The 9,065-nt window shown below is 57.6% G+C and carries 15 protein-coding genes; all 15 read right to left on the bottom strand.

Translation table 11 applies throughout. The features are described from left to right. Nucleotides 1-149: 149 nt before the first annotated feature. The 15 genes from HMPREF1224_RS42835 to HMPREF1224_RS42775 all read right to left on the bottom strand — a co-directional run bounded on the left by HMPREF1224_RS42835 (nt 150) and on the right by HMPREF1224_RS42775 (nt 8,971). Nucleotides 150-530 carry a hypothetical protein gene (locus tag HMPREF1224_RS42835; protein ID WP_010794311.1) on the bottom strand — a complete coding sequence of 127 codons (381 nt, stop codon included), beginning with the start codon at nt 528-530 and terminating at the stop codon, nt 150-152. Nucleotides 531-675: 145 nt separating this feature from the next. Then, entirely contained in the window at nt 676-1,113 is a 438-nt protein-coding gene (locus tag HMPREF1224_RS42830; RefSeq protein ID WP_010794310.1) for a hypothetical protein, read from the bottom strand. Nucleotides 1,114-1,149: 36 nt separating this feature from the next. Further along, nucleotides 1,150-1,572 carry a hypothetical protein gene (locus HMPREF1224_RS42825; protein WP_010794309.1) on the bottom strand — a complete coding sequence of 141 codons (423 nt, stop codon included), beginning with the start codon at nt 1,570-1,572 and terminating at the stop codon, nt 1,150-1,152. Nucleotides 1,573-1,783: 211 nt separating this feature from the next. After that, a complete protein-coding gene (locus HMPREF1224_RS42820; RefSeq protein ID WP_010794308.1) occupies nt 1,784-2,287 on the bottom strand; it encodes a hypothetical protein in 504 nt (167 codons plus the stop codon). 63 nt (nt 2,288-2,350) lie between these two features. Then, a complete protein-coding gene (locus HMPREF1224_RS42815; RefSeq protein ID WP_010794307.1) occupies nt 2,351-2,848 on the bottom strand; it encodes a hypothetical protein in 498 nt (165 codons plus the stop codon). A gap of 63 nt (nt 2,849-2,911) precedes the next feature. Beyond that, nucleotides 2,912-3,481 (bottom strand): oligoribonuclease, encoded by a 570-nt coding sequence (gene orn / locus HMPREF1224_RS0112740; protein ID WP_031628691.1) that lies wholly within the window; start codon nt 3,479-3,481, stop codon nt 2,912-2,914. A gap of 76 nt (nt 3,482-3,557) precedes the next feature. Further along, nucleotides 3,558-4,151, bottom strand: coding sequence for a hypothetical protein (locus HMPREF1224_RS0112735; protein WP_177327127.1), 594 nt, complete (start codon nt 4,149-4,151; stop codon nt 3,558-3,560). Between the two features lie 137 nt (nt 4,152-4,288). Then, complete coding sequence (locus tag HMPREF1224_RS42810; protein WP_010794304.1) at nt 4,289-4,651, bottom strand: hypothetical protein; 363 nt, start codon at nt 4,649-4,651, stop codon at nt 4,289-4,291. Nucleotides 4,652-4,678: 27 nt separating this feature from the next. Continuing rightward, on the bottom strand, nt 4,679-5,134 hold the full coding sequence (locus HMPREF1224_RS42805; RefSeq protein WP_010794303.1) for a hypothetical protein: 456 nt from the start codon (nt 5,132-5,134) through the stop codon (nt 4,679-4,681). A 260-nt stretch (nt 5,135-5,394) separates the two neighbouring features. Beyond that, on the bottom strand, nt 5,395-6,033 hold the full coding sequence (locus HMPREF1224_RS42800; RefSeq protein ID WP_128654689.1) for a hypothetical protein: 639 nt from the start codon (nt 6,031-6,033) through the stop codon (nt 5,395-5,397). Between the two features lie 96 nt (nt 6,034-6,129). Then, on the bottom strand, nt 6,130-6,774 hold the full coding sequence (locus HMPREF1224_RS42795) for a hypothetical protein (protein WP_010794301.1): 645 nt from the start codon (nt 6,772-6,774) through the stop codon (nt 6,130-6,132). Nucleotides 6,775-7,040: 266 nt separating this feature from the next. Then, entirely contained in the window at nt 7,041-7,415 is a 375-nt protein-coding gene (locus HMPREF1224_RS42790; RefSeq protein ID WP_010794300.1) for a hypothetical protein, read from the bottom strand. Nucleotides 7,416-7,562: 147 nt separating this feature from the next. Further along, nucleotides 7,563-7,925 (bottom strand): hypothetical protein, encoded by a 363-nt coding sequence (locus HMPREF1224_RS42785; RefSeq protein ID WP_010794299.1) that lies wholly within the window; start codon nt 7,923-7,925, stop codon nt 7,563-7,565. A gap of 274 nt (nt 7,926-8,199) precedes the next feature. Next, nucleotides 8,200-8,637, bottom strand: a complete 438-nt coding sequence (locus tag HMPREF1224_RS42780; RefSeq protein WP_010794298.1) for a Lar family restriction alleviation protein — start codon at nt 8,635-8,637, stop codon at nt 8,200-8,202. A gap of 31 nt (nt 8,638-8,668) precedes the next feature. Then, a complete protein-coding gene (locus tag HMPREF1224_RS42775; protein WP_010792875.1) occupies nt 8,669-8,971 on the bottom strand; it encodes a DUF7740 domain-containing protein in 303 nt (100 codons plus the stop codon). Nucleotides 8,972-9,065: the final 94 nt, after the last annotated feature.

The following is a 9,065-nucleotide window of genomic DNA, read 5'->3' as shown; positions in this document are numbered from 1 at the left end:
TGCGCGGCTGAAGACTTATGGGGCTTTGTTTGGCGACAAGAATCATAAGGCTTTCAGCCGTTTTTGTTTATGCGGTCATGAGAAATCCGGGCTAAGAATGCGCAGAGCCCGCTCTATGGCGGGCCCTGGGGGAGTGGAGACTACTGTGATCAGAGCAGGAACAAGCGGCGGGCGTAGCTGCGGTTGACCTCGCGGTCGACCTTCTCCAGGAATTCCGGCACTTTCTCGGCGATCTGTTCCGAGGTCATGTCGCTGGGGATGTTCAGCCAGGTGGTGCTCAGGACGTTGTTGCCCTCACTCTGGTAGTTGCCTACCAGCTGGAAGCCTTCCGATCGCGGCTCCAGGCTGAGCGTGGCGGTCTTGATGCCAACGGCGGTCTCGTAGTCCTGGGAAGCCACCAGGCAGCAGATGTCCATATCGAGTTGGCTGGCGGCGGTCCAGCCATGGGCCACCAGGTTGACGGCGATTACTTGCTTGACTGCTTTGTACTCGGGGGCCTGGATGGCGATGTGTGCTGGAGTGTGTTTCATGGCGGAAGTCTCTTGGCTTGGTGGCTTGGATTCGATGTGGCTATCTTCCCCCGAGCTCATGTGTGCCAGAACCGGGTATTTCATTGATGCCAGAAAGCACGAAGCCCGCACTGTGGCGGGCTCCGGTGTGACTGCTGCCTCCTGATCAAGCCCAGCTGGCCAACTCCCTCCAGAAGAATGCCCTGACCAGGAAATACGCCACAAAGTGGGCGGTGAAAACAACCAACACAGCGCCGATGAGGCTGACATCGAAGTCACTGAGCGAGGTAACGTCGAACGCAAGCGCTACATCCCCCTTGAGGCCAGCGGCGACCACGATAAACACCGCAGAAAAGACAATTCCGGAGACGATGGCCATGAAGGACATCAAGGGGGTGCCGTATGCAGCTTTCAGGGTTTTTCGTCCAGTACCGACCAGCATTACCAGGACCAGCGCGAAGCAATTCGAGATAGTGCTGGCCACCGGGCCCGAGATCAGCCAAGCGGCTAGTAGAGACAGCCCCACCAGAATCGCGGAGTAGGTCAATACGCCAATCAAGGCCAAAGATCGGGCCGGAGCGCTGCCAGCTTCAGTAATGGGCATCCTTCAAATCCTATGTCTGTCAGGGAAAGGCCTAGCTTACCGCCCAAGTGCCCTGAAACCTGGCCAAAAGCTCCGTCGCACCAGTAACTCGGTCAACATGCCGAGAGAGATGACGATCAACGCCGCGGCGAAAGGGCGTAAATCGAGGAAGTCGACGTCCTCGGGCAACGGCTGCACCCCGAAAACATTCCGGAGAAGGGTGAAGCAGATCACCAGGCCGGCGACCAGCAACGCGCCAACTCCCCGACCGATTTCCTTGAACTGCCTGCCTTTGGCGATGACAGGCAATGCCAGCAAGCACCAAACAACAGCGTGGCAGTGCGTGATGTAGGTGCCGATGTCCCATGGGATGGTCATCCCGGCCACCAGCACTGTGGTGCAGAGGATGAATGCGTAGATGAGGACTGCGAACACGGGCGTGTAGCGCGATCTCATTTCGGTTGGGCTAGTGTGGCTCATGGATCTCTTCAAGACGCTGGGTTGGTTTCGAGCTGGGAGCCTTATCTGCAAGGTCGTGTAGCGTTGCGCAGTTGCCGCAGGAGAGGTAAACCGCCGGGATCAGTTCGCCGTCGATGTCAGTACCCTTCGGCTCAATGCGGTGCGTCCACATATCGGCGCACCCGCAATTTCCGCATATCAGGTGGAGTCGGGCACGTGCCACTGGTATCTCCTAGGCGTCCTGGTGATGTTTGACCACGGCGCTACGCTCGGGCAGCGCCGGTTTGAGATCCTGGTACGACTGCTTGAGTAGGAGAGCCCGGGCAACACCGTTATCACCAACGGTATCCAGTGTGAGTTGGCTGCGCGCACCGGTGAACGAGTCCTTGACCTCGTTCAGAGCTTTGATCCCCTCCCGTCGCAGCAGTCCTACGGTTTGGATACTGCTGAGCTTCGCCAGAGAGTCGTTGACGATGTCCACCTCAATCCACTCAGTCAGATCCGACAGTTGGGTTTGGATTTCGCTGTATCCGTCACGGACGCGAATCAGGCGGCTTCCGCCGTTCTTCGAAATGGTGTCCAGGACGAGGATGCACCCGTCCCCCAACATCTGATCGGAGTATCCGGTGATGGTGCGAATGCTGGCCTCGGCGACGGTAATCCTGCCGCCTTCGACAACCGGCAGCCGGGCGTCCGAGTCTGCGAGAAGTTCCAGTTCAATCCATTTTTTAGTCATTAGCGTTCCTTGATGATGTAAATGGCCTGCCACTCAGTACCAAGTGGGGAAAAGGCGACATAGTCATTCGGGATGGTGTTGGGATTTGGTTTCATCGCCATGCGAAGGGCTTACGCTGATCAACCCCAACTCCAGGTTCTCAGCCTGAACATCATGCCACAGCTCCTGCTCGATCAAAGCGTAGGTATCTGCAAGCTCCTGGGCGTGCTGGCGCTCGTTCGCGGCGCGCTCCTCCTCGGCCACGATGAAGTCAATCAAGGCGAGGTCGTAAAGGTCGTACGCACGTTGCCAGCGGCCGGCAATCGCAGGGAAACCCGGTTCTACGCTCAGCAGCGCATGCGCCTCAGATGCGATGGGGGCAAGGTGTCTCTGTTCGGCGGGGAGAGCTGGCAGATCAATTGACCGCGCAACCTGTTGGAGGGCCTTCTCACCCTCCGAGCACTGGAAACGTAGGAGGAGACTTATCGGCAGGACGCCCCGGGCGAAGGCCAGGCATGCCTGGAGTGCTGACTCTTCTTCCTGTTCGGCTGCCAGAAGCGCCTCCAGCTCTGGGATGACCATGTATCGTCCTCTGGTGAATGTCTGATGTGCACATGGTCTACGCTGGCGCGGTGTGCCACCAGCTCAGGCTGCGAGGATAGGCGCGAGCAGATCCCGGTACATGCGGGCTTCTTCAACAGATTCCAGAATGTCGTCGAGCGCCCGGTGGCTCTGGCGTTTGACTGGCTCGAATGCTGAGCTGATCGTCTTGAGGAATTCCTTCACCGCGCTTATATCCAGATTGCGGTAGTGAAGGTGCGCATTAAGCGCTGGCATTTGGGCCTCAAGGAACATCCGGTCGAAGTGGATACCACTTCCGCACAACGGTGAGGCCTTGGCATGTACGCCATGCTCTACCAGGAACTGGATGATTTGCTGTTCAGCACTGGCCAAGTCGGTTGTGGAGGCCGACACATCGTCGAAAAGGCCATTGCGAGTGTGCATGCTCCGAACGATGTCGTCGCACAAAGGAAGGACGTCAGACTGGTCGTGATGAATGACCACGACGTGTTGGGCAAGGACATTGAACAAGGCGTCGGTTACCAGGACCCCGACTTCCAAGATTCGGTGCCGGTACACCATCTGCTTATGCAGTTCAGTGAATCCGGTTGACTCGAGATCAAGCCAGGCCAACCGGCGATCGTTATTCATCATGGGGAGGGCTCCAGTGGTGCCAGTACATGGGAATTCTCCATGCCAGGGGATGTGCCACCAGCCCGGACAGAGTGCCCTATCCGTTCGCCTCCCCGCGCCCCGCCGCACGTTTTGCTCGGCGTGCTTGAATTCGCCAGCTGGTCAACGGGCCGAGGAGCGCGAGCAGTGCTGTCACCACAACCAAGGCAATGGAGAGCGGCTTGCCGCCGAGGATGTGGTAATCATCTGGACTGTAGGAATAGGGTAACGATCCTTCAGGCAGGCGGATGTATATGCCACCCGCATCCTTCGGCTGAATCCACCAGGTCCCGTCGAGGTTCGCCTCCATACGACCAACCACACGGCAAGTGGTGTCATAGGGAATCTGCAAGGCTTCGCAGGCTGCCTTGTCGCGCACGATGACCTTTGCATTATCGATCACCTGGAGAGAGTGACCGACCTGTAACGCGGCCCAGATGACCAGCATTGGCCAAGCGAAGGCCACGAGTAACCTGAACAAAGGATTCATCTCCAAAATCACGACGCCAAGGCAAGGTATCCAAGAGGCTGGCGCAATGCCAGCCAAAGTTAGGCCGCAAATTTCAGGGGCAGATGCTCTGATGCGTTGCGCTGCCTTGAGTAAGGTATCTGCAACTGTGCCCCAATCATTATGCCACCAGGCAATGACCATACTGGTCTCCTTAGCCGTCGGCGCCGATGTTACGGCGCGAACATCAGCGCCTACAGCCTCCCACCTGTCCATGCCCTCGGAGTGCTGGGCGTTGGGATCGATTTACGACCGATACACGATCTTGATCTGTTCTTGTCTCAGGCCTTTCGTTGCAGGGTATCCAGTTGCGTCTGCAGGTACTTGGCCATCGGTAATTCGTGCTTGCCATACCGGTCGTAGTCGGCCAAGCGGGCCGAGATGTAGGCCGCCAGCGGCTGCTGCCACTCCTCACTACTGACCGAGTAAGCGTATTCCTCGTAGAAGCGCACGATATCTCTGTACATCGAGTGGCTATAGGTCACGGCAATCTCCTGGGCGAGGGCCGGTGCGGTGCCGAGGGCAACCAAACTACACTCGAGATCGGCAGGAAAGGTCGTCTGACGAACCCAAGAAAGGGCGTTGAAGAAGTGCGGCCCGAGATTCAGGCGCGGTTCGCTGGTGCTGGATAGAACTGGTGCCATGTTACGTTTCCTATAATCTGGAGTGAATTACGCGGCAGCCTGCACTCTGCCGGACCTGCGCGCTGCGATCCGTTTCTGAATGCGCTCTCGGGCAGCTTCTGCTTCCTCTCCAGGGCTGGGCAGCGAAAGCTTGATCTGATTCATCCGACGAAGTTCGTGTTCATGCATCCAATCCATGAGGGTCTGTGCCGTTCCGACATCCTGGTTACTGCGAGGCCCTCCAAGACCCATCTCAGCCCTGAAGCCATACTGCTGGCGCTTTTCCGCCAGGGCGCTGATGGCTCTCATCTCATCAAGCATCTCGTCAAAACTGGAGCTAGCGCGCATGCGTTCTCGGATGTCCAGATCACTGATCAAAAGTAAAGGATCATCCAGGGCGACTACCGCGTCTGGTAAGAGGTCCGCAGGGCAGAGAGGAAGGGCAGGACCAGCGTGCATGGTGAAATTCAGGGTGTATTGAGTGATGGGATGGTTGCATTGCATGAATGAGCCTCCTGTAGTGATGAGGCTATGTTCACCACAGGCTCGTTGTGCCAGAACCGCTGGCCTACTCGGCGTTTAACGGATGGTCCCCCATACTCACCAAGGGCATAGTTCTTCATGCGACAAGATGCGTTGGGGGCCGGGATTGTGACTTGGTAGCAAGCTACTTCGGGAACCAAGACAAGATCTGGATTCAACCAGGGGGGGCACCACTACAAACTAACGACTGAGCTTTTGCCTAGCATGCGTTGGTCTTGGCGTTAGCCCCAGAAGAACAGATAGAGCTTGCACAGCAGCATGATCACCATCAAACCAAGCACGAAATTGGCAACCCAGGACTTTGAAGGTGGGGAGCCATCCGGGAACTCATCAGCCCGGGTGGGTGGCAGTACCCCGGTACGTTGCAGTCGCATTTCGACAAGGCGCTCGCGCATAGCACGATGACGTTTACTGTTGATCACCAACAACCCTGCCAGGGACAACAGCAGGACGGTGATTTGCGCAGGGCCGGCATGGCGGGTACCAAACAGGCCGGCCGCCACCAGAGCAGGTCCCATCAGACTGGGCAGCACCAGCCAGATTCCAAGACGATACCCTCTCAACATGACGAATTGGCCGGTGCAGACAAGCAGCACCAGCACCAAAAATGCGGCCAATACATAATTTTCGCTTTTCAGCACACCGCCAAGATAGCTGGATTGCCAGAGTGCGATGCCACTGCCTGAGGCCAGCATGCAGAGCAGGCTGCCGCCGATAAAGGCCGGGAAATGACGGGCCATGAAAGCCTCGAACTGCCCTCCCGATAATCGCCCTGGGTATTTCATTTCAACTCTCCTTGGAATTTCCGGGATGCCGGAGGCACGGTAACCTAGCAGATATTCCGATAGGGGATCGAGCATGAAGGTTATGTCGCCGACGGCACCGGTTATCTATTCATCGACCTGCAGGCCAGGCGCGGGAGGGAACTGCCTCTTTTGCTTTAGCTGCTAATTCCGCTAGTCAATCAGGCCTAATTCCGCGCACTCTTCGCGCCAGCCCGCCCAGAGGTCAGCCTCGATGTAGGCGTATGTGTCCTGGATGTCTTCCCTGTGCGCCTGGCGCTCCTCCTCCTCCGCTACCTCCCTCTCGTACTCACGTTCGATATGCGCCAGAACTACGGCCTCCGCAGCCTCATTTGCATCTATTCCGCGGCTCCAGGCCAGCAATAAGGTCTTGGCTTGCCCCTGTGTTGCCTCAGCCACTCGCGAGCAGGAAGTCTCCATCAAGGCCGCTACCCGCATGTCCACCGCCACCAGCCATTTCGTGTACGGCTGATCTAGGGGCGAGGCCGGTTTCAACCACCCAGCCGAGAGCTGACCAATCGAGCCGTTGCGGTGGTTCTCGTAGTAAAGCTCCGTGTACAGCTCGTGTGCCAGGTTGTATTGGTCAGCCAACTCAGGCACGTCCAGAAGGAGCAGTGGGGCCCGGGGTCCGTAGTGGCGGTGGATCAGCACGTCATCGCTCGCCAACTGATGGACAGCGTCATATGCCGACTGCAACGCCTCCTCGGCCTGGGGTTCACACCCTTCGATGCTGGAGAGGACAGCTACGTTGATCCACAGGGAGCGGGCGGCGAGTGCTTTTTCGAATGCAAGGTTCATGTACGGCTCCGTGACTGGGTTAGGTCTGATGAAGCCATCATCAGCCGTGCCTGGCTGTGCCAGAACCTCTAACGAAATCGGCCGATGCCGGGCAAGGCGATTTCCACGGAATCAGTCGGAACCGAAGATTGGTAGCCAATCGGCATACCAAGCAGGGGCGAACTACCCCTTGGCTAATGAGCAATATGCGCAGGACTGGACGAATTATTCGGAGCACCTTCGAAAGTATGCGGACCACCTCCGCACATTACGGTCGGCAGCGGAACCTAGAACGGGTATTCCTTCATCAACTGCCGGCAGTCCTCGAGCACCAGGTCGTAGTGATCATCGGAAGAACTTAGTCGTTCATGTCGAATAATCGAGGATGGATCACTCTCGTTCGGTTCCACCGTTTGGTTCAGGAAGGTTACGACCATGCGGTGGTACCACCACTCTTCGTTTCCCCCCACGGCGGGCTGCACCAACGCATTGGTCTCCGATGTTTCAGGCTGAACGCATTGCTTAGGTTCTTCGGGGATGAAGGTGACTTTGAAGTCCACCCACCAGCCTTCGCCTCGATGTCGGAGCTCGACGGTATGTTCCTGGTCTCGGCCGGGCATGCGTAGGGCATGGCGGGCGGCCGGGTCGTAGAGGTTCAGCATCGTTCGGAGTCGCCTTCTGGTCCGGCTGCAAAAGCCCCGGCGCCATTCAGCGCCGAGGAATGAGGTTGAATTTCTGCAGGGTATCAGAGCGCAGGAGGGGTTCCAGCGAAGCGTCCACCCCCGAATCTCGGGGATGATTGTGCGAGATCAGAAGGGGTGTTCTTTGAGGAGCTCATCACAGAGGCGAACGATGATGTCGTAGGGTTCGGAGAAGCTGGGCAGGCAACTGTAGCTGTCACAGGTGGCCTTCACATCGTCGATCTCCGAGCCGTCATGGTTGCGGATATGAACCATGATGTGGTGATACCACCACTCTCCGCGCAGCCATCCTTTAGCCTGCTCGTCGGTTACCGGATGATCGTTGGGGTCTGTGGGTTGGGTGCCATCTTCGTCAGGAAGGAACGTGATGTCGAAGATTCGGCCTTGATATCGCACCCGAACTTCCATTTCCTCATCAGGTTGCTGCATGCGCAGAGCCTGACGTGCACCGGCGGTGTTGAGATCGATCATGAAGGCTACTCCCGAATGTAGTGGTTACAACAAGCCGATCACTCGTACTTGAAAGGCCTGCTTTTGCTCTTGAGCCTCGCATTCTCCCAACCCCGCCCTGTGCCACCAGCTGTTGTCAGGCTGGCGCTTGGTATGCCAGGGGTGACCAGCTACCTGATCGCGATGATTTCCCAACCTCGCCACCCGCTCGAACTCAGCCAAGGTGACGCGCCCGCCGACGGCAGCTCTCGCCATCACGCGATGACCGCCATGCCTGCCAAATCGATTTGGTCACCTATGTAGAGCTAACCGTTGATCCCAAAGCTGGGGTCCAAATATTGGATGGAGACTTAGGGTCTACTTCGAGAGTCAGCAGTGACTGCCGAGCCTCTGCGAATTCAACCTGCGCCTGAGCATGGTCATAGCGGACTACGGCGATCGCGCCGGTAGGGATCATCCTGGCTTTGTTGAAACAGGTGACAGCTACATCGGCATCGGTTAGGAGTGCCTCCACTGCCTCGGTACTGAGGAAGCCGAGCACCTGCAGGTCGCCGGTGGAGTTTGAGCGCGATTCGTCTACCCCATTCCAGGCGGCAAAGGCTTCTGCCTCGGAGTCCTTGATTGGTCCGCGCGCTCCACAGCACTGGCACTGGATGAAATGGCCCGCCAGACTCTGTTCGGCGAGCAATTTGATGGTCTTGCAGTACGGGCAACGAGCGTTCTGTTGGCTCATCCGTCGCTCCTTTTGCGAGTTGATTCCGATGTTAGGCGGCAGGTGAAGGTTTCTGGATGGCACTGGCTGCTTGAGCCTTGGCCATCGACAGCTTGATGTGTGGTGCTACGCGCTCAGCCGGCAGATCCATACAGATGACCTCATCGGGAAGGTTCACCAAGTGGTGGATGATGTAACGGCACGGCGTCTTGTGGTTGATCACATCAAAGAGCGATTGCCTGTCCCGGCGCTCTACTCGCTTGAGTAAACGCTTCGCCGTTGCCACCACGGCAGCGTCGGTCCGATGGTAAGTGGCTGCCAACGCGAGGCAGAGAATTACGTCTAATGGGCGCATAGGGTTCCTCACGATAGGAAGGCCGGAGCCCCGGATACTACCGGGGGACCGGTGTCATTCAGAGCCAAAGTGGTAGGCTGTAATCCACAGCGGG

Origin of the sequence: Pseudomonas sp. P179 (assembly GCF_000478485.2) — a bacterium.
In the GTDB taxonomy this organism is placed as follows: domain Bacteria; phylum Pseudomonadota; class Gammaproteobacteria; order Pseudomonadales; family Pseudomonadaceae; genus Pseudomonas; species Pseudomonas aeruginosa.
This window is presented reverse-complemented; position numbering and strand designations above follow the sequence as displayed.

Coding starts and splice junctions, on each gene's coding strand:
- HMPREF1224_RS42835 (WP_010794311.1), bottom strand. CDS start 530: ATGAAACACACTCCAGCACACATCGCCATCCAGGCCCCCGAGTACAAA.
- orn (WP_031628691.1), bottom strand. CDS start 3,481: ATGATGAATAACGATCGCCGGTTGGCCTGGCTTGATCTCGAGTCAACC.
- HMPREF1224_RS0112735 (WP_177327127.1), bottom strand. CDS start 4,151: ATGGTCATTGCCTGGTGGCATAATGATTGGGGCACAGTTGCAGATACC.
- HMPREF1224_RS42795 (WP_010794301.1), bottom strand. CDS start 6,774: ATGAACCTTGCATTCGAAAAAGCACTCGCCGCCCGCTCCCTGTGGATC.
- HMPREF1224_RS42780 (WP_010794298.1), bottom strand. CDS start 8,637: ATGAGCCAACAGAACGCTCGTTGCCCGTACTGCAAGACCATCAAATTG.
- HMPREF1224_RS42820 (WP_010794308.1), bottom strand. CDS start 2,287: ATGACTAAAAAATGGATTGAACTGGAACTTCTCGCAGACTCGGACGCC.
- HMPREF1224_RS42830 (WP_010794310.1), bottom strand. CDS start 1,113: ATGCCCATTACTGAAGCTGGCAGCGCTCCGGCCCGATCTTTGGCCTTG.
- HMPREF1224_RS42810 (WP_010794304.1), bottom strand. CDS start 4,651: ATGGCACCAGTTCTATCCAGCACCAGCGAACCGCGCCTGAATCTCGGG.
- HMPREF1224_RS42775 (WP_010792875.1), bottom strand. CDS start 8,971: ATGCGCCCATTAGACGTAATTCTCTGCCTCGCGTTGGCAGCCACTTAC.
- HMPREF1224_RS42815 (WP_010794307.1), bottom strand. CDS start 2,848: ATGGTCATCCCAGAGCTGGAGGCGCTTCTGGCAGCCGAACAGGAAGAA.
- HMPREF1224_RS42785 (WP_010794299.1), bottom strand. CDS start 7,925: ATGATCGATCTCAACACCGCCGGTGCACGTCAGGCTCTGCGCATGCAG.
- HMPREF1224_RS42825 (WP_010794309.1), bottom strand. CDS start 1,572: ATGAGCCACACTAGCCCAACCGAAATGAGATCGCGCTACACGCCCGTG.
- HMPREF1224_RS42805 (WP_010794303.1), bottom strand. CDS start 5,134: ATGCAATGCAACCATCCCATCACTCAATACACCCTGAATTTCACCATG.
- HMPREF1224_RS42800 (WP_128654689.1), bottom strand. CDS start 6,033: ATGCTCGATCCCCTATCGGAATATCTGCTAGGTTACCGTGCCTCCGGC.
- HMPREF1224_RS42790 (WP_010794300.1), bottom strand. CDS start 7,415: ATGCTGAACCTCTACGACCCGGCCGCCCGCCATGCCCTACGCATGCCC.